The organism is Neorhizobium tomejilense, from assembly GCF_964254135.1.
Lineage (GTDB): Bacteria > Pseudomonadota > Alphaproteobacteria > Rhizobiales > Rhizobiaceae > Neorhizobium > Neorhizobium tomejilense.
This window is the reverse complement of the sequence record NZ_CAXUSO020000001.1, coordinates 3,527,916-3,553,927: the sequence shown is the minus strand read 5'-3', so window position 1 is coordinate 3,553,927 and position 26,012 is coordinate 3,527,916. Positions and strand designations below refer to the sequence as shown.

At 62.9% G+C, this 26,012-nt stretch carries 20 protein-coding genes, 1 tRNA gene and 1 pseudogene; 11 read left to right on the top strand and 11 right to left on the bottom strand.

From position 1 onward, the window contains the following. Positions 1-42: 42 nt before the first annotated feature. The 3 genes from ACSQ3G_RS17700 to ACSQ3G_RS17690 all read right to left on the bottom strand — a co-directional run bounded on the left by ACSQ3G_RS17700 (position 43) and on the right by ACSQ3G_RS17690 (position 6,927). Positions 43-4,542 carry a translocation/assembly module TamB domain-containing protein gene (locus tag ACSQ3G_RS17700; protein ID WP_436110965.1) on the bottom strand — a complete coding sequence of 1,500 codons (4,500 nt, stop codon included), beginning with the start codon at positions 4,540-4,542 and terminating at the stop codon, positions 43-45. 27 nt (positions 4,543-4,569) lie between these two features. Continuing rightward, positions 4,570-6,495, bottom strand: a complete 1,926-nt coding sequence (locus tag ACSQ3G_RS17695) for an autotransporter assembly complex protein TamA (RefSeq protein ID WP_371681956.1) — start codon at positions 6,493-6,495, stop codon at positions 4,570-4,572. A gap of 168 nt (positions 6,496-6,663) precedes the next feature. Continuing rightward, complete coding sequence (locus ACSQ3G_RS17690; protein WP_046633911.1) at positions 6,664-6,927, bottom strand: YMGG-like glycine zipper-containing protein; 264 nt, start codon at positions 6,925-6,927, stop codon at positions 6,664-6,666. Between the two features lie 313 nt (positions 6,928-7,240). Here ACSQ3G_RS17690 and ACSQ3G_RS17685 point away from each other — a divergent pair, with 313 nt between their 5' ends. The 4 genes from ACSQ3G_RS17685 (at position 7,241) to hemA (ending at position 12,445) form a co-directional block, all read left to right on the top strand. Continuing rightward, positions 7,241-7,729: a (2Fe-2S)-binding protein gene (locus ACSQ3G_RS17685; protein WP_436110964.1), complete on the top strand. Its 489-nt coding sequence runs from the start codon at positions 7,241-7,243 to the stop codon at positions 7,727-7,729. A gap of 120 nt (positions 7,730-7,849) precedes the next feature. Further along, positions 7,850-10,195 carry a xanthine dehydrogenase family protein molybdopterin-binding subunit gene (locus tag ACSQ3G_RS17680; protein ID WP_436110963.1) on the top strand — a complete coding sequence of 782 codons (2,346 nt, stop codon included), beginning with the start codon at positions 7,850-7,852 and terminating at the stop codon, positions 10,193-10,195. A gap of 11 nt (positions 10,196-10,206) precedes the next feature. Continuing rightward, positions 10,207-11,004: an FAD binding domain-containing protein gene (locus ACSQ3G_RS17675; RefSeq protein WP_436110962.1), complete on the top strand. Its 798-nt coding sequence runs from the start codon at positions 10,207-10,209 to the stop codon at positions 11,002-11,004. A gap of 226 nt (positions 11,005-11,230) precedes the next feature. Beyond that, positions 11,231-12,445, top strand: a complete 1,215-nt coding sequence (gene hemA / locus ACSQ3G_RS17670) for a 5-aminolevulinate synthase (RefSeq protein ID WP_436110961.1) — start codon at positions 11,231-11,233, stop codon at positions 12,443-12,445. A 36-nt stretch (positions 12,446-12,481) separates the two neighbouring features. On the opposite strand, the gene dxr is transcribed toward hemA, so the two are convergent. Continuing rightward, the gene (gene dxr, locus ACSQ3G_RS17665; protein ID WP_436110960.1) at positions 12,482-13,669 is read right to left on the bottom strand and encodes a 1-deoxy-D-xylulose-5-phosphate reductoisomerase; all 1,188 of its coding nucleotides are present in this window, start codon (positions 13,667-13,669) and stop codon (positions 12,482-12,484) included. Between the two features lie 133 nt (positions 13,670-13,802). Here dxr and ACSQ3G_RS17660 point away from each other — a divergent pair, with 133 nt between their 5' ends. Then, complete coding sequence (locus tag ACSQ3G_RS17660; RefSeq protein WP_436110959.1) at positions 13,803-15,032, top strand: FAD-dependent oxidoreductase; 1,230 nt, start codon at positions 13,803-13,805, stop codon at positions 15,030-15,032. 41 nt (positions 15,033-15,073) lie between these two features. Then, the gene (locus ACSQ3G_RS17655) at positions 15,074-15,613 is read left to right on the top strand and encodes a DUF2937 family protein (protein ID WP_436110958.1); all 540 of its coding nucleotides are present in this window, start codon (positions 15,074-15,076) and stop codon (positions 15,611-15,613) included. Positions 15,614-15,620: 7 nt separating this feature from the next. Here ACSQ3G_RS17655 and ACSQ3G_RS17650 read toward each other — a convergent pair. Beyond that, a tRNA-Arg gene (locus tag ACSQ3G_RS17650) sits at positions 15,621-15,697 on the bottom strand. A 55-nt stretch (positions 15,698-15,752) separates the two neighbouring features. After that, the gene (locus tag ACSQ3G_RS17645) at positions 15,753-16,916 is read right to left on the bottom strand and encodes a M20 aminoacylase family protein (RefSeq protein WP_436110957.1); all 1,164 of its coding nucleotides are present in this window, start codon (positions 16,914-16,916) and stop codon (positions 15,753-15,755) included. Positions 16,917-17,074: 158 nt separating this feature from the next. Here ACSQ3G_RS17645 and ACSQ3G_RS17640 point away from each other — a divergent pair, with 158 nt between their 5' ends. Both ACSQ3G_RS17640 and ACSQ3G_RS17635 read left to right on the top strand, forming a co-directional pair. Then, the gene (locus ACSQ3G_RS17640) at positions 17,075-18,172 is read left to right on the top strand and encodes a D-alanyl-D-alanine carboxypeptidase family protein (RefSeq protein ID WP_436110956.1); all 1,098 of its coding nucleotides are present in this window, start codon (positions 17,075-17,077) and stop codon (positions 18,170-18,172) included. A gap of 13 nt (positions 18,173-18,185) precedes the next feature. Beyond that, the gene (locus ACSQ3G_RS17635) at positions 18,186-19,352 is read left to right on the top strand and encodes a CobW family GTP-binding protein (RefSeq protein WP_436110955.1); all 1,167 of its coding nucleotides are present in this window, start codon (positions 18,186-18,188) and stop codon (positions 19,350-19,352) included. 6 nt (positions 19,353-19,358) lie between these two features. Here the strand turns inward: ACSQ3G_RS17635 and ACSQ3G_RS17630 are convergent, their stop codons facing one another. The 5 genes from ACSQ3G_RS17630 to ACSQ3G_RS17610 all read right to left on the bottom strand — a co-directional run bounded on the left by ACSQ3G_RS17630 (position 19,359) and on the right by ACSQ3G_RS17610 (position 23,208). Continuing rightward, positions 19,359-19,592: a sulfurtransferase TusA family protein gene (locus ACSQ3G_RS17630; protein ID WP_436110954.1), complete on the bottom strand. Its 234-nt coding sequence runs from the start codon at positions 19,590-19,592 to the stop codon at positions 19,359-19,361. Next, entirely contained in the window at positions 19,589-20,896 is a 1,308-nt protein-coding gene (locus ACSQ3G_RS17625) for a L,D-transpeptidase family protein (RefSeq protein ID WP_436110953.1), read from the bottom strand. The genes ACSQ3G_RS17630 and ACSQ3G_RS17625 overlap by 4 nt, the downstream gene beginning before the upstream one ends. 181 nt (positions 20,897-21,077) lie before the next feature. Next, complete coding sequence (locus ACSQ3G_RS17620; protein WP_436110952.1) at positions 21,078-22,031, bottom strand: acetyl-CoA carboxylase carboxyltransferase subunit alpha; 954 nt, start codon at positions 22,029-22,031, stop codon at positions 21,078-21,080. A 63-nt stretch (positions 22,032-22,094) separates the two neighbouring features. After that, on the bottom strand, positions 22,095-23,039 hold the full coding sequence (gene xerD, locus ACSQ3G_RS17615) for a site-specific tyrosine recombinase XerD (protein WP_436110951.1): 945 nt from the start codon (positions 23,037-23,039) through the stop codon (positions 22,095-22,097). Between the two features lie 10 nt (positions 23,040-23,049). Beyond that, positions 23,050-23,208 (bottom strand): hypothetical protein, encoded by a 159-nt coding sequence (locus ACSQ3G_RS17610; protein ID WP_037081678.1) that lies wholly within the window; start codon positions 23,206-23,208, stop codon positions 23,050-23,052. 134 nt (positions 23,209-23,342) lie between these two features. On the opposite strand from ACSQ3G_RS17610, the gene ACSQ3G_RS17605 reads away from it, so the two are divergent. The 3 genes and pseudogenes from ACSQ3G_RS17605 to ACSQ3G_RS17595 all read left to right on the top strand — a co-directional run. Next, positions 23,343-23,951 carry a shikimate kinase gene (locus ACSQ3G_RS17605; protein ID WP_436110950.1) on the top strand — a complete coding sequence of 203 codons (609 nt, stop codon included), beginning with the start codon at positions 23,343-23,345 and terminating at the stop codon, positions 23,949-23,951. Then, positions 23,948-25,090 carry a 3-dehydroquinate synthase gene (aroB, locus tag ACSQ3G_RS17600; protein ID WP_436110949.1) on the top strand — a complete coding sequence of 381 codons (1,143 nt, stop codon included), beginning with the start codon at positions 23,948-23,950 and terminating at the stop codon, positions 25,088-25,090. Before ACSQ3G_RS17605 ends, aroB begins: the two co-directional genes overlap by 4 nt. An 11-nt stretch (positions 25,091-25,101) precedes the next feature. Continuing rightward, positions 25,102-25,974, top strand: a pseudogene (locus ACSQ3G_RS17595) (HlyC/CorC family transporter); the annotation flags it as partial. Positions 25,975-26,012 lie beyond the last annotated feature (38 nt).

Sequence of the window (26,012 nt, the reverse complement as noted above, 5' to 3'; positions counted from 1 at the left end):
TTTTTCTCCCGAGCAAGCAGGAATGAAACGAAATATGCGAGATCAGTATTCGCGCTCATAAAAGATGCCGGCCTTGCCACCTTCGGTGCCGGCGCCGGCCTTGAGCTTCACACCGCGGCCGACATCGAGATTGATCGTCGCTTCGGCGCCGCTCTCGCCGCCCTGCTCGACCTGGATATAGGTGCGGTTGTTGATGTAGCGGCCGACCGACACGGTGGTCTGGCCGGTCGCATCGGTGTTGATGTCGAGATCGTCGACACCGAGATTGTTGCGCAGCGTTTCGAGTAGCGATGTGGAACCCCCGCCTGCCAGCTGCCCGACGGCATCGGCCAGCTGGGCGATCTGCAGCGGCGACAGCCGCGACATCGACTGGCCGAAGATCAGTCGCGCCAGAACCTCGTCCTGGGGCAGGGCGGGCGAGGAGGAGAAGGCGATCGTCGGATCGTTGGCGACGCCGGTGACTTTCACCGTGATCGTCGTCGAGGCGGAGGTCGTGTTCGCCTCCATGTTGAGAACCGGGATCAGGCCGCCGCCGAAGGTGATGTCGCCATCGGTGAAATCCATCCGTTTGGCGAGGATCACGATACGGCCGCGGCGCATCTCGAAGCCGCCGGCGACGACCGGTGCGATCGCCGTGCCCGTCACGGTCAGCTCGCCGCCGAGTTCGGCGTCGATGCCTCGACCGCGAACGAAGATGCCGTTCGGTGCGCTGATCTGAAGATTGAGGGCGATCGGGTTCGAGCTGCCGCTGGCGCTCTTCGGCCGCATCTTTTCCATCTGGCGCAGCACGCCGGGCGGTGCGTTGCGGTGGCGGATATCGATGGCGGAAAGCGAGGTCGGCAGGCGGGCGGGCACGGTGATCGCCGCCTTGGTCAGTGTTACGCGACCTCCGAGGACGGGGCCTGAAGTCAGAGGGCCGGTGATGGTCAGGGCGCCGTCGGCGGTAGCGGCGAAAAGCGCGCCATCGGCATAGGCTGCCTGAGCCAGAGTGATCCTGAGGTCGGCCGGGAAGCCGGAGCCCGGCGTGATGCCGACCGAGCCCTGGACCGAAACCGTGCCACCACCCGAGAGCTTGGCCGTAAGCCTGGAGATATTGGCGCTTTTGCCATCGAAGGCGACATTGGCGGCAAGATCCGTCAGGGCGAGATTGCGTCGGACATCCACCAGTCTTGCGCCGGACGAGGATGCCGTGCCGGTGATCGCCGGCGCCGCCGCCGTGCCGGCTATCGCGAGGTCGACATTGCCGGTGCCTTCCAGGACGAAGCCTTGCGCAGCCATCTGTCCGGCGAGGATCGAGAAGGGCAGTTTCCCGCTGAATTTCAGATTGAGCGGCTTTTCGCCTGCAAGCGAGATGGAGCCGCCGCCGGACAACGAGACGCCGCCGCCGCCCGAAAGGCGGGTGTCGAGGGTGACGGTGCCGTTCTGAAACGTGCCGCCGGCGGTGATGTTGAAAGCCGCGACCCCGGCGGACGTCGTCTGCGCAACGCCGGCATCGGCCCAGCGCAGATCATAACGGACAGCGGGGGCTTGCGGTGTCCCCGTCGCGGTAACCGTGCCGGAAATCGTGCCGCGGGCGCCGAGGCTCGGCGCAAACGCGTTGACCAGGCTGGCGGGCACGGCATTGGCGCGGGCGTTGATGTCGAGTGCGGGAATGCCGTCCTTCAGGATGACCTTGCCGGCAGCCGAGAGATCGAGGCCGCCGGAGCCCGTCAGGCGGGTCTTGTCTAACGTGACTGTCCCGTTGGCGAAGCTGCCGCTTGCCTGGACTCGAAACGGACTGATGCCAGCATCGCGCGACTGGCGAAGCTGTGCATCACTCCATTCTAAATCGTAACGTATGGCAGGGGCAGACGCGGCGCCGGTGGCGTTGATCGTGCCGGATATCATGCCGGCGGCGTTGATCGCGGGGACGAACGCGTTGATGAGATTGGCGGGCAGCGCCCTGATATTGGCGGTCAAGTCCAGCGCCGAGCCAGCCGTGCCGTTGACGGTGACGCTGCCGGACCCGGTTGCGATGGTGAGGTCGGCAAGACGCGCACCGCCATTGGCGACCGCGACGCGGGTCGGGGCAGCAAGCCGGACCGGGATGTTGCGCGGTGCCGCTGCGAAGCTCTCGATGCCGACCGAGATATCGGTGCCGGCCTGGATATCGCCGACCGCCGTGAGGGGGGCGTTGTCGTACTGGGCGGCGAGATTGAAGTTGGTCCGGTTGCCGCCCTGGCTGACGCCGAGGTTGACGTCGTTGATGCCGACCGAGCCGGCGCCGATGCGCGTGGCGCGGACCGTACCCTCGGCCGCAATCGCCTTGATGTCGGCAATGGCGAGATCGATATTCGGCTGGGCGATCTCGATCGTGCCGCGGCGAAGCGCCTTGCCGGAAGCCCGGATCACGGCGCCGGCCTTGCCGCCGGTATTGCTGAACATTACCGTTCCCTTCAGGTCGCCCTGGGCCTGCTGGGCCGCAAGTGCTGCAAGCAGGGAGACATCCGGGAAATCGAAGGTGAGCTGGCCTTCCGGCAGGAAGGCAGGAGAGAAGCTCAGGGCGCCGGTCAGCTTGTTCGGGCCGATCTGGGCAGTGATCGCCGGCGCGCTTGTGCGGCCCTGGACGGAGGCGACGTCGGCATTGACGCGGATCGGCTGGCCGTCGAGCGAACCCGTGCCGGTCAGCTTGCCCTTGGGTGCGTTCGGATCGGCGGTGCCTTCCAGGATGAAGCTCATGTCCTGGAGCTTGCGGCCGACCAGTCGCGCGTCGGCAGAATTGACCACCGCCCTGACGCCCATTGCAGTCAACGGTCCCTTGGCGGAGATGTCGAAACCGGCAGCCCCCTCGGCCTCCGGCAGCCAACGCTTCAGATCCGGCACGCGGCCGGCGAGGCGCCCGGTGACGGTCCGATTGTCGAGCAGCATGTTTCCGTGCGCTTCGATGGCGTTCGAGCGCATCACGAAGTTCTCGAGGCTGATGCGACCGCCGTTCACCATATTGACGTAGCCTTCGGCGGAAAGCTTGCCCTCGAACTTAGAAACCAGTCCCGGCGGCAGGACGGCGGGATTGGCGAAAACCCGGAAATTGCCGGTGACCGCCTGTTTCGACATGTCATAGGCGCCGGAAAGCGTACCGTTGACGTTGCCACTGTCGAAGGTCGCCGCATCCAGGCCGATCGCCGGTGGTGCGAGCCTGAGCGGCGCATCCAGTGTCACCGGCCCGCGGATCACCCGGTCGAGATCGTCGTTGGCGAAATCCGTGCGGGCGACGGTGAAGCGGCTGCGGATGCTGCCCGAGCGGCTGATGAGGTTGAGGTCTTCGCTTTCCGCCTGCAGACGGATCTGGCCGAAGCGCCCCTGCGGCAGTTCGGCGGCGCTGAGTGCCGCCGTCGCGTTGAAGCGCGCCGAGGTGGATGCTCCGGTCAGCGTGAAATTGATGCTTTCGAAGGAGAAGCGGCTCTCCTGTCCGCTGATCGGCCACACGAAGTCGACCGGGCCCTTCACGCCGTTGAGGCTGGCGGTGAGGCTGTTGTCGCCCGTCGGGTCCCATGCCCCCTTGGCGGCAATCTTCACGGCGCCGGAGGTGAGATCGCCGCGTTCGATATCCACCCGGCCGGAGGGCGCATAGATCGCAGCGATATTGATATCGGTCGTGCCGCCGAACAGCGGACGAAAGGCAGGCGGAAGAAGCGTCGACAGCTGGCCGCCGCCGGTCACTTCCACCCTGTGCCTGCCGTTTTCGACCAGCAGATGTTTGCCGTCGACCGCGATCACGGGAGTGCCGCCGACGCTGCCCTGCAACTTGCCGGCCCAGTCGGAAAGAGGTCCTTCGCCATCGAGCGCCAGCTCGACCGCCGGCGTGCCGGGCAGACGCAGAAGGCGAGCGAGCAGGCCGCCCTGCGGCTCGGACACGGCAGCCTTGAGGGTCAGGCGATTTTCGGACGGCGCATAGACCACGTCGGCCGATGCCCTGGCATCCGGCTCGTCCTTGCGGGTCGCCTGCAGGTCGAGCGAAATGTCGGGCCCGGTCGCGTCGATCGATCCCTTCACCGAAAGGGAGAAGTCCCGTCCCGAAAATGCCTGGGAGAGATTGATGTCCGGCAGGTCGATCTGCGCAACGCGGATACCGACCGGCAAGGGCGAGCCGGAGGAGCCCGTCGATGCCGTCTGTGTCGGGGCGGGCGCTTTCGGCGGCCGCGGCGCACGGATGAAATTGACGGTGTCGGCCGAAATGTGCTCGGCGCGGAAGACCCCGGTCACCAGGGATGTCGGCGACCAGTCGATCTTGATTCCGCCGATCTGGGCATAGGGGCCTGCGTCGTCGGACAGCGTAAGGGCATCGATACGCAGGTCGCCGGTCAGAAGGCCTTCCGGGCGTGTGAAGGAAATGCTGCGGTCAGGCGTGGAAACGATGGCGGAAATGCGGTCCGCGGCGACGCGTCCGCCGACCGGGGTGAGGGCGACGAAAAGGAAGACGCCCAAGGCCATGACGAACAGGATCGCGACCACGCCAAGCGCAGCCTTCAAGACCCATTTCAACAGGCGTACCATCAGCATCATGCCTTAAACGCTACCCTTCACTGCCTTTCAGAATGCCTGTCCTATGCCCGCATAGATACCGTACTGGCTACCGCCGTCATAGCGCTGCAAGGGGATTGCAACGTCCAATCTTAGCGGTCCAAAAGGCGTGGCATATCGCACGCCAATCCCTGCACCGGCACGTATATCAGAAAAATCGGGCACGATTCCGGTCGATACCGTACCAATGTCGACAAAAGGTACAATGCCTATGTTTTCTGACACTTTTACCCTCACCTCGAAAGACCCCAGCGTATAGGATCGCCCGCCCGTCGCTTCGTCGGCGCTGTTATAGGGCGAGATTTCCCGATAGGCGTAACCGCGCACCGATCCGCCGCCGCCGGCGAAGAATCTGCGTGTCGCCGGGATTCTTTCAAGGTCGCTTCCGCCGACCAGCGTTCCGGCGGCCAGGCGGGCGGCGAGCACGATGTTGTCCTCCTGCCCGAGGCCGAGATAACCGGAGATCGAGCCCTCGAACGACGAGAAGATCGTGCCGTCCATCAGTTCGTAGCTCGGCTTGGCGGATAGGGTCGCGTAATATCCCTTGGTCGGGTCGAGCTTGTTGTCCCGCGCATCGCGCTCGAAGCTGACCGGCAGGCTGAGCGTGAGGTACTGGTTGTTGCCGAACGCGTCGTCGGCGTCGATATAGGCGATCTCTCCGCCGCCCTTGAGCTTGTCAGTCTCGTTCAGCTCGTAGGTGATGCCGGCCGAATAGATGATGGTCTGCGCCTCGTAGACGTCAGGCGTTTCACTCTTGGCTTCCAGGCGGGATTCGAAGGTCGCTTCGGGCACAAAAGCGCCAGGCTTGGTGAAGATGATCCCGGCGGAGTAATCGAAGGTGGTGACGTCGGTGGTGGCGCCGATACCGGACACCTTGCCTTCGATGCGAAGAGATTCGGCTTCCCCGAAGAGGTTGCGGTGGCCCCAGTATCCTTCGAGGCCGGCGCCGTCGATCGAGGAATATTCGGCGCCGAAGCCGAAATAGCGATGCTTGCCTTCCGACACCTCGATCGTCAGCGGCAACGAACCGTCCGGCGCCAGCTTGTCCGCCTCGTGGATAGTCACGCTCGAGAAGACGCCGAGTTCGCGCAGGCGGTCGTTCGCCTTCTTCAATTGTCCGGGCGAATATTGTCCATGTTTGTCGAGCCGCGAATAACGGCTGATGAAGGTGGCGTCGACGGTGCGCGATCCCTTCACCGCGACAGCTCCGAACGGGGCAACAGGGCCGCCGATCGCACCGAGCACCACGTTGATCGTGTTGGTGCGGTGATCGGCCGTCACCTGCCGCTCGGTCAGCTTTGCGAGCGGGCGGCCCTCGTCCTTCAAATCGACGAGAAGCTGCTGGCTGGCCTTCAGGATCAGCCGCGAACCCGCCGCGCCGCCGGCGACGAGATCGTATTTTTCCGGATCGCGGCCGACGGCGTCCCCCTCGAAACGGACCGAGCCGAGTTTGAAAACCGGACCGGGATCGACGCGGACCGTGACCGGCACGGGTGCCGCGTGGTCGAATGCAGGGTTGGGCGGCAGGCGGTCGATATCGGTTCCGGCGACGGAGATATGCACGGTGCCGCCGTAACGGGCCTCTTCGTAGAGCACGGCGACGAGCCGGTCGCGGTCTTCGCGCGCCTTGATGATGACGCCGAGATCGCCGGAGACCGGCTGCTTTTCGTCGGTGATCAGGGAGGCGGCGGATTCGAGACGCTTCTTGAGGTCCTTGTCCGCATTGCCGGCTTCGAGCGTCGCGTCGTAACGGACGGGATCGATGATCTCGACCTTGTCTTCGTCGTCGCCGAACAGGGTAATGCCGAAGAGTTTGAAAGCGTAGGCGTTGCCGGAAAGCGGCGGGGAAACGAGAAGTGCAGCGGCGAGCATCGTGGCCGTGCCTGCCCCCCTCAACCTCCGCTTTTCTGTCCGCCCAGTGTTTTCGTTCCGCATACGCAAACTGCTGTGGATCCCCCGGCTGGAAGCCTTCATAGCATCCGACGAAGCGGACTATCTAACTGCAAAAGAGGAAGCCGGGTACCCCTTCGTGATGATTTCATGAAAGAAAAAGCCCCGGAGTGTGCTCCGGGGCCACAGTTTTTCCTGCAATCCAGCCGTTTATTAGTAACGGCGCGGGCAGCTGTCGATATAGCGACGGCCATAACGGTCGCGGTAGTAGCACTGTCCCGGCTGTTCGGCGACGGAGCCGATCAATGCGCCGGAAACGCCGCCGATCGCAGCGCCAACGGCGGCGCCGCGGACGTTGCCGGTAGCCAGGCCGCCGATCACGGCGCCGGATGCTGCGCCGATGCCGGCGCCCTGTTCAGTTGCCGTGCAGCTCGCGAGCGAAGCGCCGACGATCAAAAGCACCAAGGCCTTCTTCATGAGATCCTCCTGTTTGTTCTTCATCTTGCCCGGCTGTCTCGCAGACTCCGAACGTTTCCGCGGGTCAATTCAACAGCCATCAATGGGAACAATAGGTCGCGGGGAACAAGAGTCCATATGAGCTCAATATTTTGCGCACCGATTTTTGTTTTGGTTTGCCGATAGTTACTCGGTATTCGACGGAAGCGAAGGGCGGCCGCTCGTCTGGTCGCCGACCAAAATATTGCCGTTTCCCTAGAAAGTAGCGGTTGATCCCTTAGGTAAAAAAGCAAATGATGATGGGCGTGTCCGGGAGGGATACGAGGAGGATCATATGACGAAAGTGACGCTGACCGTGAACGGCCGCGCTATGAGCGGCGAGTGCGAGGACCGCACCCTGCTCGTGCATTTCATCCGCGAAAAACTTGGTCTGACGGGAACGCATGTGGGCTGCGATACGACCCAGTGCGGCGCCTGCGTCGTTCATATGGACGGCCATTCGGTGAAGAGCTGTTCGATCCTGGCGGTGCAGGCATCCGGCTCGACGATCACGACGATCGAGGGCCTCGCCGGCCGGGGGGAATTGCATCCGGTTCAAGCCGCCTTCAAGGAGCACCATGGCCTGCAATGCGGCTTCTGTACGCCCGGCATGGTGATGACGGCCGTCGACCTGATCAACCGCGAAGGCGGGACGCTCACCGAAGAGACGGTCCGCGCCGGGCTCGAAGGCAATATCTGTCGGTGCACCGGCTACCACAATATCGTCAAGGCGATCCTTGCCGCCGATGCCGAAATGGCAACGGGCCGTCAGGCCGCTGAATAGGTGAGTAGTGAATAGTCGTTAGTGAGCAGTGGTTCACGCGCCGCTTTGGTTTTGAACTCCTTACTACCGACTAATTCCTAATCACTACTCACTTAATCACCATCTCGGGAGGAGATGAACATGGGTGTTGAAGGAATCGGTGCACGCGTTACCCGCAAGGAAGACAAACGCTTCTTGACCGGCAAGGGCCGTTACACGGACGACATGACCGTACCGGGCATGAAATATGCCTGTTTCGTCCGCAGTCCCTATGCGCATGCGAAGATCGGCAATATCGATGCGACCGCGGCGAAGGCCATGCCGGGCGTCATCGACGTGCTCGACGGCAAGCAGCTTCAGGCGGACGGCATCGGCAATCTCATCTGCGGCTGGATGATCCATTCCAAGGACGGGTCGCCGATGAAGATGGGCGCCTGGCACCCGCTGGCGGTCGATACCGTGCGTTATGTGGGCGACGCGATCGCCATCGTTGTCGCCGACTCCTCGGGCGAGGCGCGCGATGCCGCGGAAGCCGTGGTCATCGATTACGAACAGCTCCCGGTGGTGACCGAGGCCGTCGCAGCACTCGCCTCCGGCGCACCGCAGATCCATCCGGAAGCGCCAGGTAACCTGATCTTCGACTGGCAGATCGGCGAACCCGATGCTGTCGACAAGGCGATTGCGGCGGCCGCGCATGTCACCGAGATTGAGATCCTCAACAACCGCCTGTCGCCGAACCCGATGGAGCCGCGCGCCACGCTCGGCATCTACGATACGGCGGAAGATCACTATACCTGTTACACGACCAGCCAGAACCCGCATGTGGCGCGGCTGGTGATGAGCGCCTTCTACAATGTCGCGCCGGAAAACAAGCTGCGCGTCATCGCGCCGGATGTCGGCGGCGGTTTCGGCTCGAAAATCTATATCTACCCGGAAGAGATCATCTGTCTCTGGGCTTCGAAGAAGACCGGCGTGCCGGTGAAATGGACATCGGACCGCACCGAGGCCTTCCTCACCGACGCGCATGGCCGCGACCACGTCTCCAAGGTGAAGATGGCCTTCGACGCGAATAACCGCATCACGGCGCTGAAGGTCGATACGATCGCCAATCTCGGCGCCTATATGTCGCTGTTCTCCTCGGCCGTGCCGACCTATCTCTATGCGACGCTGCTGTCCGGCCAGTATGCGATCCCGGCGATCCATGCCAATGTCCGCACCGTCTATACCAATACCGTGCCGGTGGACGCCTATCGCGGCGCCGGCCGTCCGGAGGCGACCTATCTGCTGGAACGGACAATGGAGACGGCGGCCCGCGAACTCGGCGTCTCGCCGGCGGAACTGCGCCGGACGAACTTCATCCGCTCCTTCCCCTACCAGACGCCCGTCATCATGAACTACGACGCGGGCGATTACGAAGCTTCGCTGAATGCGGCGATGCAGGCGGCCGACTGGGCAGGTTTTGCCGCCCGGCGGTCGCAATCCGAAGCCAAAGGCAAGAAACGCGGCATCGGCATGAGCTGCTATATCGAGGCCTGCGGTATTGCGCCATCGGCTGCGGTGGGTTCGCTCGGCGCCGGGGTCGGCCTCTGGGAATCCGCCGAAGTGCGGGTCAATGCGGTCGGCACGATCGAAGTGCTGACCGGCTCGCACAGCCATGGCCAGGGGCATGAAACGACCTTCGCGCAGCTTGTCGCCGGTCGCCTCGGCGTGCCGATCGAAAGCATCAGCATCGTCCATGGCGATACCGACAAGGTGCAGATGGGCATGGGCACCTACGGCTCGCGCTCCGGCGCGGTCGGCATGTCGGCGGTCGTCAAGGCGCTCGACAAGGTCGAGGCCAAGGCGAAGAAGATCGCCGCGCACCTGATGGAAGCCTCCGAGGAGGATATCGTCATCGAGAACGGCGAGCTGAAGGTCGCAGGCACCGACAAGTCGGTGCCGTGGTTCCAGGTGGCGCTCGCCTCCTACACTGCCCACAACCTGCCTTCGGGCATGGAGCCGGGCCTGAAGGAAACCGCCTTCTACGATCCCTCCAACTTCACCTTCCCGGCCGGCTGCTACATTGCCGAGGTGGAGATCGATCCGGATACCGGCGAGACGGACATCGTCCAGTTCGTCGCGGCGGACGATTTCGGCAATATCATCAACCCGATGATCGTCGAGGGCCAGGTGCATGGCGGCATTGCCCAGGGCATCGGCCAGGCGCTGCTCGAGAACGTGCAGTATGATGCGAACGGCCAGCTGCTGACGGCAAGCTACATGGACTATGCGATGCCGCGCGCCGACGACCTGCCGTCGTTCACGCTCTCGCATCAGAACACGCCTTGCCCGAGCAATCCGCTCGGGATCAAGGGCTGCGGCGAGGCCGGTGCCATCGGTTCGCCGCCGGCGCTCATCAACGCCATCACCGATGCGATCGGCCATAACAAGCTCACCATGCCGGCGACCCCGATGAAGGTCTGGCAAGCATTGCACGCGGCTCACTGAGGAGAAAAGACATGTATGCTACCAGCTATCATCGTGCATCCTCGGTGGAAGATGCCGTCAAGCTCAAGTCCGCCAACGAGGAGGGCAAATACCTCTCCGGCGGCATGACCCTGATCGCGACCATGAAACAGCGGCTTGCCGCACCGAGCGACCTGATCGACCTTCGTCATATCCCGACGCTGCGCGGGATTTCGATCGACGGCCGCAAGGTGACGATCGGGGCTGCCACGCCGCATGCGGATGTGGCGGCTTCGCGGGAGCTTGCGGCCATCTGTCCGGCGATCTGCAAGCTCGCCGGCCACATCGGCGATCCGCATGTGCGCCACATGGGCACGATCGGCGGTTCGATCGCCAACAACGACCCGGCGGCGGACTATCCCGCCGGTCTGCTCGGGCTCGGCGCGACCATCGTTACCGACCGGCGTTCGATCCCGGCCGACGATTTCTTCACCGGCCTTTTCGACACCGCGCTGGAGGAGGGCGAGATGGTGACATCAGTCACCTTCGAGGCGCCGGAAAAGGCGGGCTATGCCAAGTTCAACAACCCGGCCTCGCGTTTTGCGATGACCGGCGTGTTCGTGGCCAAGACCGCCGGCGGCGTGCGCGTGGCCGTGACCGGCGCCGGCTCATCCGGCGTCTTCCGCCATCCCGGCTTCGAGCAGGCGCTGGCCTCCAACTGGTCGGCGGATGCGCTGGGCAGTGTCGCGGTCGATGCCTCCAACCTGATGTCGGACATGCACGCGAACGCGGAATACCGCGCCAATCTGGTCAAGGTCATGGCGAAAAGGGCGGTCATCTCTGCGGGCTGAGGCGAATCGGGATCACCGGAAAAGGCCGGGAAGAGCGGCGAGGGCCGCTCTTCTTTCCTGCTGCTTGACTTGGATCAATTCTCACATTTTCGATATCGCTTACCTTTTTATTGGAATAATTCAAAAAAAGGGGGCCTTTTGCCGCAGGTTGGTTCTATTCGCTTTGTCCGGGGTTGACGAAAAGCGCGGCTGAAATCAAAACCAAGGCAGGTTCTGGAGTGTGAGCATGGACTTCGAGGCATTTTTCAAGAGCGAACTGGACGGTCTTCACGGCGAAGGCCGGTACCGGGTGTTCGCCGATCTGGAGAGGCATCGCGGCAATTTTCCCCGCGCCACGCGCCATACTCCCGATGGTCCGAAGGAAGTGACCGTCTGGTGTTCCAACGACTATCTCGGCATGGGCCAGCACCCCGCCGTGATCGAGGCGATGAAAGAAGCCATCGATCACTGTGGCGCGGGTGCGGGAGGCACCCGGAATATTTCTGGCACGACGCACTACCACGTGGTTCTCGAGCAGGAACTCGCGGACCTGCACGGCAAGGAAGCGGCGCTGATCTTCAATTCCGGCTATATGTCGAACTGGGCAACGCTCGGCACGCTCGGCCAGAAGATCCCCGGCCTGATCATTTTCTCCGACGCGCTGAACCACGCCTCGATGATCGAGGGCATTCGTTACGCCAAGTGCGAGCGGGTGATCTGGAAGCACAACGACCTCAACGACCTTGAGACGAAGCTCGCGGCAGCCGATCCGAACGCGCCGAAGCTGATCGCCTTCGAGAGCATTTATTCGATGGATGGCGACATCTCACCGATCAGGGAAATCTGCGACCTCGCCGACAAATACGGCGCGATGACCTATCTCGACGAAGTGCATGCGGTCGGCATGTACGGCCCGCGCGGCGGCGGCATCGCCGAACGCGAAGGCCTGATGGACCGCCTGACGATCATCGAAGGCACGCTCGGCAAGTCCTTCGGCGTGATGGGCGGTTATATCGCCGCTTCGACGGCGCTCTGTGATTTCATCCGTTCCTTTGCCTCGGGCTTCATCTTCACGACGGCACTGCCGCCGACGCTGGCAGCCGGGGCGATCGCCTCGATCCGGCACCTGAAGGCAAGCCCTTTCGAGCGGGTCCGCCATCAGGACCGCGTCCGCAAGCTGCGCACGATGCTGGATCAACAGGGTATTCCGCACATGCACAACCCGAGCCATATCGTGCCGGTCATGGTCGGCGATGCGGCCAAGTGCAAGTGGATCTCGGATATCCTGCTCGATACCTGCGGCGTCTATGTGCAGCCGATCAACTATCCGACCGTGCCGCGCAAGACCGAACGCCTGCGTATCACCCCGACGCCGCTGCATAGCGATGCGGACATCGAACACCTGGTCGGCTCGCTGCACCAGCTCTGGTCGCGTTGCGCGCTGGCGCGGCACGTGGCTTGAAGGTTCGAGACAAATATCCGGATCACGAATGGCCGCTTACGCGGCCATTTCTTTTTGCGCGACGATCTCTCCGGCACGACGCCTTGCCTCGGCATCGGCCGCGAAAACCTCATCCATCGTCGCGGCGGGCGGATAGCCCGCCATGTCGTCCATCACCTGTTCGGCGACATCCGCCATGTTGAGAAAACCGATGCGGCCGGCGCAGAAGGCGTGGAAGGCGATCTCCTCGGCAGCGTTCATGACCGCGCCCTGTACGCCACCACGTTCCAGAGCCGTGCGAGCCAGTCTCAGCGCGGGGAACCGAACCTCGTCCGGCGCTTCGAAATCCAGCCTTGCGAGCCTGGCGAAATCCAGCCGCTCGACATCGAGCTCCGGACGGTTCGGGTAGGCGAGCGCATAACCGATCGCGGTGCGCATGTCCGGACAGCCGAGCTGTGCCAGCACCGACCCGTCCCTGTACCCGACCATGGAATGGATGACAGATTGCGGATGGACGATCACCTCGATCTGGTCCGGCCGCAGATCGAAGAGATGTTTCGCCTCGATCATCTCCAGCGCCTTGTTGAACATCGAGGCGCTGCCGATCGAGATTTTCAGGCCCATCGACCAATTGGGATGGGCGCGTGCGATATCCGCGGTAACGCCGGCCATCTGCTCGCGCGTCCAGGTGCGGAAAGGACCACCGGAGGCGGTGAGCACGATGCGCTCGACCGCGTGGTGCTGGTCGTCTTCGAGCGACTGGAAGATGGCGCTGTGTTCGCTGTCGACCGGGATCAGCCGTCCGCCGCCCTCGGCGACCGCCCTGATGAACAGTTCGCCGGCGGAGACGAGGCATTCCTTGTTGGCGAGCGCGATATCGGCGCCACGTTGCGCGGCGGCGAGCGTCGGGGCAAGCCCGGCGGTGCCGACGATCGCCGCCATTACCCAGTCGGACGGACGCGCACCCGCCTCGATCAGCGCCTCACGGCCGGCGGCGACCTCGATGCCGCTGCCAGCAAGCGCGTCTTTCAGTGCCGCATACTGGCGGTCGTCGGCGGTGACGGCCAGTTTTGCACCGCATGCCTTCGCCTGATCTGCCAGAAGCGCGATATTGCTGTTGCCGGTGATGGCGACGACCTCGAAGGCCTCGCGGCCGCCGAGCTGGTTCACCACATCCAACGTATTGACGCCGATCGAGCCGGTGGAACCGAGGATGCTGATACGGCGCTTGCCGGTTTCGGCCATGCTGTCTTCCATTTCCTAAAGCTGCCGTTGGTCTACAAGCGAAAGCCACGGCTCACAAGAGCGGGCTTGAATTCGGCCCGGCTGCGACCAAGTGCAGCTTGCACGACGGATGATCTTTGCGCGAAGTGGGACGATGAGCGAACACCGTGAAATCCAGACGGCTTGCGTGATCGCGGGCGCCGGCCCGGCGGGGCTGATGCTCGGCCTCCTGCTGGCGCGCGCCGGCATCGATGTCACGGTCGTCGAAAAGCACGCCGATTTCCTGCGCGATTTTCGTGGTGACACGATCCATCCCTCGACGCTGGAGGTGATGCACGAACTCGGCCTGATCGACGAATTCCTCAAATTGCCTCACACGCGAGCACCGAAGCTTTCGGCCGAAATGGGCGGCAAGACCATCACCATCGCGGATTTTTCGCGGCTGCCGGTCAGGAACCGCTTCATCGCCTTCATGCCGCAATGGGATTTTCTGAGCTTTCTCGCTGAAAAGGCGCAAGGTTTTCCGAACTTCCGGCTGATCATGCAGGCGAGGGTGGTGGACGTGCTGGAGGATCAGGGCGCAATCTCCGGCCTCGTCCTGGAGACGCCGGAAGGAGAGCTCGCCATCCGCTCGACGCTTGTCGTCGGCGCCGACGGCCGCAATTCGGTCGTGCGGGAAAAGGCTCGCCTTGATGTCGAGAGTTTCGGCATGCCGAGCGAAGTCGTCTGGATGAAGCTGTCGAAACAGCCGGGCGACCCGAACGAGGTGATGGGGCATGGCGGACCGCGCCAGGGTTTCGTGCTGATCGACCGCGGTGACTATTGGCAATGCGGGTATGTGATCCGCCGCACCACGTTCGCCGATATCCGCGAGAAGGGCATCGAGGCTTTTCGGCAGATGGTGATCGACGTTTCACCGCTGCCGGCCGAGCGAATGCAGGAGGTCCGCAGTTTCGAGGATACCAACCTGCTGACGGTGCGGATCGACCGGCTGAAGCAGTGGTGGCGGAAGGGATTGATCTGCATCGGTGACGCGGCGCATGCGATGTCGCCGATCGGCGGCGTCGGCGTCAACCTGGCGATCCAGGATGCGGTGGCGGCCGCCAATATCCTCGCCGCACCGCTGCGCGAGAGGCGCCTTGCCGATGCCGATCTCGCCGCCGTCGAAAAGCGCCGCGGGTTTCCGACCAGGGCGACGCAGAAGCTGCAGCTGATGATGAGGAGCAGCCGCCGCACCGATGAGGGAGACGACCGGAAGCGCAAAGGTCCGCCGGCCTTCATCCGGGGCATTGCCCGCTTTCCGCTGCTCGCCCATCTGGCCGGCCGGCTGATCGGGCTCGGTTTCCGCATGGAGCATGTGCGGGTAAAACAAGGCAACCTTTGACGACCCGGCGTCGTTGATCGGCAAACAATCGAGGTTTTGCCATGCTCATGCTCGGAAGAATGCTGACGATGGCGATGGCGCTGCTTGGCGGGGTCTTCTTTTCCCAGGCGCCGGAATTCGCGCAGCAATACCGCCAGCGGATCGGCGGCGCGCTCGACGAGCTCAAGATCATCATCTCGGAATTCGACGCCCAGGCCAACCACAACGGCCTCGACCGCCAGGAGGCGCTCAACATCTATTCCGCCTCGCCGCAGATCTTCCTGCGCAATCAGGGCGAAGCGATGCGGCGGACTTTTTCGCGTTACGAGATGCTCGCCGAGCAACAGAAGGAGCTGACCCTGGCGCCGCCTTTCACCAAGCCGTTTGTGGTGATGCGCAATCCCGATTCGACGACGTTTGCAAATGCCTGGCGCGACTTCGTGCCCGCCGTGCCGGTGGATTTCGCGGGTCTCACCTGGGCGGCAGGCGGATTGTTCTGCGGCTGGCTGATCGCGGCACTTCTCGGCGCCGCCCGCCGCGGCGTCGTTCGCACGGTAAGGCGGCCGAAACGGACAGACCAGACGTCGACGATTGCGCGATAAACGAGGGTGGTGATCCCAGATGGATTCGAACCATCGGCCTCAGGATTAGGAATCCTGCGCTCTATCCTGCTGAGCTATGGGACCACGTGAGGAATTCCATACAAAAGGCGAGGCGTTTAGCCAAGCCTTTTCCTTTCCCTCATTCCGTCAACCGCTGTTCGGCGAGCCGAACCCAGTAGGAAATGCCATAGGAAATCGCCTCGTCGTCGAAATCGTAATGCGGGTTGTGCAGTGCTGCCGTGTCGCCGTTGCCGATGAAGATGAAGGCGCCGGGGCGGCGTTTCAGCATGAAGGCGAAATCCTCGCCGGCCATGGTCGGATCGACATTGGTGTCGACGTTGGCAGCACCGACCACTTCCGTCGCGACGCCGATCGCGTGGTCGGTCTCCAGGTCGTGGTTGAAGGTGACCGGACACTGGCGGTAATAATCGATCTCAGCCTCGGCGCCATGGGCGCTGACAATGCCTTCGACGATCTGGCGGATGCGGTTTTCGGCAAGATCGCGGTTCTCCTCGCTGAGCGTCCGGACCGTGCCCCAGAGCGTCGCCTGGTCGGGGATGATGTTATAGGCGGTGCCGGCGTCGAAACGGGTCACCGAAATGACAATCGAGCGGACCGGGTCCGCGTTGCGGGCGGCGATCGCCTGCAGGCTGCCGACCAACTGCGAGCCGATGAAGATCGGGTCGATGGTCCTGTGCGGCTGGGCCGCATGGCCACCGCGGCCCTTGATGGTGATGGTGAAGCGGTCGGGCGCCGCCATGATGCCGCCCTTGCGGATGGCGAACTGGCCGAGCGGAATGCCGGGCATGTTGTGCATGCCGTAGACTTCCTCGATGCCGAAACGCTCCATCATGCCGTCGTCGACCATCGCCAGCGCGCCGGCGCCGCCCTCTTCGGCCGGCTGGAAGATCAGTGCCACGGTGCCGTTGAAATTGCGGGTTTCGGCGAGATATTTCGCCGCACCCAGGAGCATCGACGTGTGCCCGTCATGGCCGCAGGCGTGCATCTTGCCGGGGACCTTGGAGGCCCAGGGTTTGCCGGTGATTTCGCTGAGCGGCAGCGCGTCCATATCGGCGCGGAGCCCGATCGTGCGGACGCCCGGCCCCTTTCCGCGAATGATGCCGACGACGCCGGTGCGGCCGATGCCCGGTACGACTTCGTCGACGCCGAATTCCTTCAGCTTCTGTTCCACGAACGAGGCGGTGTTCTCGACCTCGTAAAGAATCTCAGGATTTTCATGAAGATATCGTCGCCACTCGCTGACTTCGCCCTGAAGTTCGGCGGCTCGGTTCAAAATCGGCATAATGTTCCCTGTTGCTGGCTGGTCACGCGGTTATGACAAGTCCTCCCGCCCGGAGTGTGCCTGTCATGATTGACGTAATCAATCTTCTTTGCCATTGCTTGGCCACATAGGCCGCATATGCGCCACACTCGTTAAAGCCGCAACAACGAGGGACACCCTTGCCGACTTCAAGCCTCCGATCCGTGTCCGCCACCCGGCTGATTTCTGCCGTGACGGCCATTGGGCTTTTCGTATCCGCAGGAAGCGCCGCCGCCAATCCCAAGATGGTGATCGACGCCCGGACCGGTAAGGTGATCGCCCATGAGGACGCGTTCCTGAAATGGTATCCGGCCTCGCTGACCAAGCTGATGACCGCATATGTCACCTTCAAGGCGTTGAAGTCCGGCAGGCTTACGCTCGATACGCCTATCGTGATGAGCAAGAAGGCAACCGATCAGCCGGCGAGCAAGATGTATTTCAAGCCGGGTTCCAAGCTCACCATGGACAGCGCCTTGAAAATCCTGCTCGTCAAGTCGGCCAACGATGTGGCGGTCGCGGTCGCCGAGACGGTCGGCGGTTCGCTCGACCAGTTCGTGGCGATGATGAACAGCCAGGCCCAGGCGCTCGGCATGACCTCGACGCGCTATATCAACCCCCATGGCCTGCCCGGCAAGGGCCAGTATTCGACAGCGCGCGATCTTGCGCTGCTGACGCTGCGCCTGAAGCAGGATTTTCCGGAATACCAGAGCTATTTTTCGCTCGAGGGCATCGATACCGGCGCCAAGCAATATCCGAACTTCAATACGCTGATCGGCCGCTTCGATGGCGCCGACGGGATGAAGACCGGCTTCATCTGTGCCTCCGGCTTCAATCAGGTCGGTTCGGCGACCCGTGACGGCCGCACGGTGATCTCCGTGGTGCTGGGGTCCGACAGTCTTGCCGGCCGCGCCGACGACACCGCCAACCTTCTGCAGCAGGGATTGACCTCGCCGTCGAACCAGGGCGTGCCGCTGACATCGCTGCAGCCCTACGGAGACATGGCCGAGGTCAACGACGTCAGCGCCACGATCTGCAATCCGCAGGCGGCCAAGGTGCGCAGCGAAACCCGTGACGATGCCGGCCGGACTGTCCAGCACTCGCCCTATATCCACGAGATGGACCGCCCGCCCGTCTACAGCTTCGCTGGCCTTATTCCGGGCAGCGAACAGATCGCTTCAACCAAGGGCAAGAACGAGATCGCCAACGTGCCGATCCCGCAGCCGCGCCCGACATTCTGAACGAGAACAGGTCATGTCTTCTGCCCGCAGCCGGATTCCCGTCTCCATCCTCACCGGGTTTCTCGGCGCTGGAAAATCGACGCTGCTGAACCGTATCCTCAAGGATCCGGGCACCAGCGATACGGCGGTGATCATCAACGAGTTCGGCGAAGTCGGGATCGACAATTTCCTGGTCGAAGCTTCGGGCGACGCTTTGCTGGAGATCGCCAATGGCTGCCTCTGCTGCACGGTGCGCGGCGAGCTGGTGGATTCGCTCGCCTCGATCATGGACGGCATCCAGACTGGCCGGCTGAGGCCGATTCGCCGCGTCGTGATCGAAACCACGGGTCTTGCGGACCCGGCGCCGGTCATGCAGTCGGTGATGGGCAATCCGGTCATCGCGCAGAATTTCGAGCTCGACGGCGTCATCACCGTCGTCGATGCGGTGAACGGCGTCTCCACGCTCAACCGTCATCAGGAGGCCGTGAAGCAGGTGGCGGTGGCCGACCGGCTGATCATCTCCAAACTGTCGATGGCGGATGCATCCCAGTTGGCCGCGCTGAAAAGCCGGCTTGCGGCGCTCAACCCGCGGGCGCCGATTGTCGATGGCGACAGCGAAGCGGCCGGCACGGCGGCCATTCTGGTGAACGGCCTCTACGATCCGGCGACGAAGATCGCCGACGTCGATCGCTGGCTGCAAGATGAGCTGGCGAACGATGCCGAGGCGCATCATAACCACGATCACGGTCATGATCACGGCGATCATCACCATGGCCACCACGGGCATGGCCATCACCACCATCATCATGACGTGAACCGCCATGGCGACGACATCCGCTCGTTCTCGATCATCCACGACAAGCCGATCGATCCGATGGCGATCGAGATGTTCATCGACCTCCTGCGCTCGGCGCATGGCGAGAAACTGCTCCGGATGAAGGCGATCGTGGCGCTTTCCGACAATCCGGAACGGCCGCTGGTGCTGCATGGGGTGCAGAGCGTCTTCCATCCGCCGCAGCGCCTGCCGAAATGGCCTGACGGCTCGGACCGGCGCACGCGCATGGTGCTGATCACGCAAGGGCTGGAAGAAGCCTTCGTCTCGGATCTTTTCGCGGCATTTACCGGCCAGCCCCGCCTCGACCGCCCGGACCGCGCCGCGCTGGAAGACAATCCGCTCGCCGTTCCCGGCCTGCGGATGTAGGCCCGCTTAACCCTTGCGGATCAGAAAACGGTGCCCCGTCGCGGTCTTTTCCGAGCGGACCAGTTTGTGGCCTTCCTCATTGCAGAAATGCGGGATGTCGATGCCGGCGAGAGGGTCGGTGGTTTCGATCGCAAGCTCCGCGCCGCTCTCCATGCCTTTCAGCCGGCGGCGCGTCTTCAGGACGGGCAGCGGACACTTCAGGCCTCTCAGATCGTAGAGGCCTGCGGTCTCAAAGCTCATTCCTGGCTCCAGAACTTCCAGAACGGCTTCTTCTTTTCCTCGCTGATCGGCGGTGCTGCGTAAGCGAGCGGGTTCTGGGCCGGGATCGGAACCGTGGTCGTCGTGCCCTGCGCCGTTGTGACAGTGGGGACCGTACCGGTGCTCTGCGCGGCATTGCTCTGGGCGATCGGGCCGGCTCCCGGCAGGCGGTCCTGCTTCATACGATCGGCGGCGGTGCCGGGACGAAACGTGACGGGCGCGGCGGAGGCAAGCATGGTATTGGCCGGCTTGTTCTGGGAGGCCATCCGCTTTTCCATCATATCGCGGAATTCGGACTGGCTCAGCAGCTTGCCGGCTTCCAGCGAGGTTCCGGTCGGCGCATAGGCGATGTCGCGGCCCTTGCGCTTGCCGGCAACCACGGCCTTGCGCTCGGCTTCGGTCGGCTCATACCAGACCTTGCCGTCGAAATTCTCGAGCGCCTTGGCGTAGGCGACCTGGTAGGTCTTTTCGTAGGAGGTCAGCGCAGCCGAGAGAGCCGGCGGCGTGGACATGGGCGGGCAGGCCGCGGCAGGCGCAAATGTGCCGTTGCTGTCGACCTGCTGGTTGAAGACATACTTCTTTTCGCAGACGTTGACTTCCGGCGGGCGCTTGGTGACTTCGAAATGATCGAAGCCGGTCTTCAGCATTTTCCAGAAATCATAATTCTGGCTGTCGCGGTGGCGCGCCATGTTCTCCGCGTTCATCCGGAAGGGGAGAGCCTGGAGCTGCACGGAGGTCTGGCCGCCCTTGAAGGCGTCGCGGGCGAAGGCGTAGATTTCCAGAACCTGTTCGTCGGTCATCGAATAACAGCCGGACGACGAGCAGGCGCCGTGGATCATCAGGTTCGATCCGCTGCGGCCGTTGGCGGCATCGTAGCGGTTCGGGAAGCCGGTATTGATGGCGAGGTAATATTTCGAATTCGGGTTCAGGTGCGCCGGCGTCAGGTTATAGAATCCTTCCGGAGCCTGGCGGTCGCCTTCCTTGACCTTCGGGCCGAGCTTTCCGGACCAGGCGCAGATGTCGTAGCTCTTGATCACCTCGAAGCGGTTGTCGGCCCTTGCCTTCCAGACTTCCAGCTTGCCCTCTTCCTTGAGGATGCGGATCATGATCGGCGAAGTGCGCGGCATGTTCTTCTTCTGCATCTCGGCGAGAATGCTCGAAGGCAGAGGCTGCTCGACCTTGTTCTTGACGCTCTTCAGGTCGATGCTCGCGGAATCGAGCGTGTCGTTGCAGCCCGTCAGGGCAGTTGCCACGAGGAGAGCAAAAGCGATGTGTTTCAGGCGCATCGGTACGGACCACATAGACTTGGAACGACGAAAGAATTCGGTACAGGACTTCTATGAATAAAGCGGTAATCTTTACATATTCTTAACCGCTTGCGCCGGCCTGTCCAGCAAAACCGCCCGGCACCCAATGTTATCAGCAATATGGCCAAATTTGGCTATTGGCGTGGCGGAGGCCCGAAGATCAGAGATTGCGGCCGATATCGAGGAATTTCTGCCGGCGTGCAGCCCGCACTTCATCGCCCGATAGCCTGCCGAGATCTTCCAGCGCCGAAGCAATGACCTTGCCCGTCGCGGCAATCACGACCTCCGGTTCGCGATGCGCGCCGCCGACCGGTTCGGGGATGATGGCGTCGATAATGCCGAGGCCCTTCAGGTCTTCGGCGGTGATCTTCATGTTGGTCGCAGCCTCGCGGGCGCGGGTCGAATCGCGCCAGAGGATGGAGGCCGCGCCTTCCGGGGAAATGACCGAATAGATCGAATGTTCGAGCATATAGACGCGGTTGCCGGTGGCGATCGCGATTGCGCCGCCGGAGCCGCCTTCGCCGATCACGACCGAGACCATCGGCACTTTCAGGCCCAGGCACATTTCGGTCGAGCGGGCGATGGCTTCCGCCTGGCCGCGTTCCTCGGCGCCGACGCCCGGATAGGCGCCTGCCGTATCGATGAGGGTGATGACCGGCAGGCGGAAACGATCGGCCATTTCCATGATCCGGATTGCCTTGCGGTAACCTTCCGGACGCGGGCTGCCGAAATTGTGCTTCAGGCGGGTCTTGGTGTCATGGCCCTTTTCCTGGCCGATGACAGCGACGGGCATGCCGTTGAAGCGGGCAAGGCCTGCCTGGATGGCGGCATCCTCGCCAAAATTGCGATCGCCGGCGAGCGGCGTGAAGTCGGTGAACAGATGGGCGGAATAATCGACGAAATGCGGACGCTGCGGATGGCGCGCGACCTGCGTTTTCTCCCAGGCGCCGAGCTTGGAATAGATTTCCCGGGTCGCTTCCCTGACTCGGGTCTCCAACCTGCCGATTTCCTCGGACGTATCGATGCTTTCGTCCTCGGAGGCGAGCTTTTTGAGCTCGTGAATCTTGCCTTCGAGGTCCGAGATGGGCTTTTCGAAATCGAGATAAGTCTGCATGAGAGCCGGTTTCCGGTTGTTTTATCTCAGGAACACGGAGTTCCTATTTTATGTTTGGGGCCTCTAATCCCGGTTTTTGGCCTGTTTTGCAAGAGGGTGGTGTGTTTGAACCAGCTCTCGCAGCCGTTCTTCCAGTACATGCGTGTAGATTTGTGTGGTGGAAATGTCCGAATGGCCGAGCAGTTCCTGTACAACGCGCAGGTCCGCGCCGTTCTGGAGGAGGTGGCTTGCGAAGGCATGGCGCATCACATGCGGAGAGATCGCGGCCGTGCGAAGTCCGGCGCGCGCCGCCAGGCCCTTGAGGTCGCGGGCAAACACCTGCCTTGGCAAATACCCCTCCTTGCCGGCGGACGGGAAGAGCCAGGGACTGTCACCTGTCTTGGCGAGCGAGGCCTGCCGGGCCTGGCCATAGGGCCCGAGAGCCGCGATCGCCGACCTGGATAGCGGCACCAGCCGTTCCTTGTTGCCCTTGCCGCGGATGATCAGGAAACGTCCTTCCTGGTCGAGAACCTTGACCGGCAGCGACACGAGTTCGCTGACGCGCATGCCGGTTGCGTAGAGAAGTTCGAGCAGCGCCAGCATTCTGAGCCGCGCAAGCTGATCCGGGCCGGGTTCGGCGGCTTCCTTGGCGGCCAGGTCCAGGAGCCGCGTCACGTCGTCCTCGCTCATGATCTTCGGCAGCGAGCGGCCTTTTTTCGGTGCGTCGAGGATGGCGGTCGGATCGTCGCCGCGCAGGCCCTCGGCATAGAGGAACTTGTAGAACTGCCGCATGGCCGACAATTTTCTCGCCTGGGACGAGGCCGCAAAACCCTGGGCGCCGAGATGGGCGAGATAGGCGGAGAGATTGGCGCTTTGGGCCGTCAGGGCCGAAACGTTGACGCCGGCGAGGAAGGACTGCAGATCTTCGAGGTCGCGTTCGTAGGATGAGAGCGTGTTGCCGGCGGCACCCCGTTCGGCGCTCATCATTTCCAGAAAGGCTTCGATATGGGCTCGGGAAAGGTCGGCCATCTACCTGCCGTTATTGTTGCGGCGTTGCCGGGTTCAACCGCTCGGAAGGAATGCGCACGGTCACGTCGCGCTCGCGCGGATCCACCAGCATGACGAGAGCCACCATGCTTCCATAAACGATGCCTGCGATCGCCGCCAGCACGAAGAGGAAACGGAAAAGGGTGGGCATAAAGGACTCCCGGAGTTGCGCCGCAATATATCGATAAAGGTTTACATATCGGCAAGAACAAACAATCCCCCGCATTCTTTGAGGGTTGCGACGGCTTGACGCTGCCGATGCATTTGTCGATACCGTTTTTCGAAATGGACCTGACAATGACAGAAGTCGCAACTCCACTCAGCGAAAAGGCGCGCGCCGTCCTCGGCAAGCGCAACCTGATCTTCGTCGGGCTGATGGGGGCCGGCAAATCGGCGATCGGCCGGCTGGTGGCGCAGACCCTTTCCATTCCCTTCATCGATACGGATGCGGAGATCGAAAAGGTTTCGCGCATGACCATCAGCGAACTCTTCGCTGCCTACGGCGAGGTAGAGTTCAGGGCATTGGAGACCCGTGTCATCGAGCGGTTGCTGAGGGGCGGTCCCCGCGTGGTTTCCACCGGCGGCGGTGCCTTCATCAACGAGAACACCCGCCACCAGATCAAGATCGGCGGCATTTCCATCTGGCTGAAGGCGGATCTCGACGTTTTGTGGGAGCGGGTGAACAAACGCGACCACCGGCCGTTGCTGAAGACCGAGAACCCCAGGCAGACGCTCGAAAATCTGATGATCCAGCGTTATCCGATCTATGCCGAGGCCGATGTGACGGTACTGTCCGAAAATGTCCGCAAGGACGTGATGGTCAACGAGGTGCTTTCCGCTGTGGCCAATCTGCCCGGCGAAAGTGAATTGCCCAGCGAAGGTGAATTGCAATGAACATGTCTTCCCGATCCGAGGGCCGTAACGCCGAGCGTCTGGTGCATGTGCCGCTCGGCGAACGGGCCTATGACATCCTGATCGGCCCCGGCCTGATCACGCGTGCCGGCGGCGAGATCACCGCGCGGCTGAAGGGCCGCAAGGCGGCTATCGTCACCGACGAGCACGTCGCGCCGCTTTATCTCGAAGCGCTGATGGACAGCCTGCAGACGGACGGGATCGAAGCCGTCTCGCTGACTCTGCCGCCCGGCGAGAAGACCAAGAGCTTCGAACATCTGGCGACCGTTACCGACATGGTGCTGTCGGCCCGTATCGAGCGCAACGACGCGGTGATCGCGCTCGGCGGCGGGGTGATCGGCGACCTTGCCGGCTTTGCTGCCGGCATCGTCAGGCGCGGCGTGCGTTTTGTGCAGATTCCGACCTCGCTTCTGGCGCAGGTCGATTCGTCGGTCGGCGGCAAGACCGGTATCAACACCCGGCATGGCAAGAACCTGCTCGGCGTCTTCCACCAGCCGGACCTCGTTCTCGCCGACACCGCGACGCTTGATTCGCTCTCCGAGCGGGAATTCCGGGCCGGCTATGCGGAAGTGGCGAAATACGGCCTGATCGACCAGCCGGATTTCTTCGCCTGGCTCGAAAAGAACTGGAAGGCCGTATTTGCGGGCGGCCCGGAGCGGATCGAGGCGATCGCGATCAGCTGCCAGGCGAAATCCGACGTGGTGGTCGAGGACGAGCGCGAGACCGGCCGCCGGGCGCTGCTCAATCTCGGCCACACGTTCGGCCACGCGCTGGAAGCGGCAACCGAATATGACAGCAGCCGTCTCGTGCATGGCGAAGGCGTCGCGATCGGCATGGTTCTCGCGCATCAGTTCTCGGCGCGCATGAACCTTGCAAGCCCGGACGACGCGGCACGGGTCACGGCCCATCTGAAAGCCGTCGGCCTGCCGACGTCGATGAGCGATATTCCCGGAAAGCTGCCGCCGACGGAGAAGCTCCTGGACGCGATCGCGCAGGACAAGAAGGTACAGAGCGGCAAGCTCACCTTCATCCTGACCCATGGCATCGGCCGGTCCTTCGTCGCCAACGACGTTCCGTCGTCCGAGGTCTTGAGCTTCCTGGAGGAAAAGCGGCCGAAATGACGTCCAAACAGGGCCTCAAGTCGCGTGCTGTCAACGCGGTGATCCGCGGGCTTCTTCGCGCGTTCGGCGCTTCCCTTTCCGAGCAGACCCTGGCGCTTTCCAGCCATGACGATCTGCACGCCGCTCTCGACCTCGTTCATCGCGAGGGGAATTTCGACAAGCAGGATCGCGACCGGCTGAGCGGCCTCTTCGAACTCGAGGAGCTCGAAGTCTCCGACGTGATGCGGCATCGCACGGTCATGCGGGCGGTCAATGCCGACGATCCGCCGGAAGTGGCGGTCCGCACCGTGCTCGAAAGCCCCTATACGCGCATGCCGCTCTGGCGCAATTCGACCGAGAACATCATCGGCGTCGTCCATGCCAAGGACCTGCTCCGGGCGCTCGCCGAGCCGAATGTCGAGCCGGAAAACCTCGACATCGTCAAGATCGCCCAAAAACCCTGGTTCGTGCCGGACAGCACCAGCCTCAAGGACCAGCTCAGCGCCTTCCTGCGCCGCAAGGGGCACTTTGCGGTCGTCGTCGACGAATATGGCGAGGTGCAGGGTATCGTCACGCTGGAAGACATCCTGGAGGAAATCGTCGGCGACATTGCCGACGAGCACGATATCGAGATCCAGGGCGTGCGCCAGGAAGCGGATGGATCGATCGTCGTCGACGGTTCCGTGCCGATCCGGGATCTGAACCGCGCGCTGGACTGGAGCCTGCCGGATGCGGAAGCAACCACGATCGCCGGCCTCGTCATCCACGAATCGAAGCTGATCCCGGAAGAACGGCAGGCGTTTACGTTCTATGGGAAGCGCTTCACGGTGATGAAGCGGGAGAAGAACCGGATTACGCGGCTGAGAATTCGGCCTGCGGAAGATGTGACGCTGCCGGCGGAGTAATCTGCCGCGGCTCCCCCTCACCCGACCTCCGCTTCGCT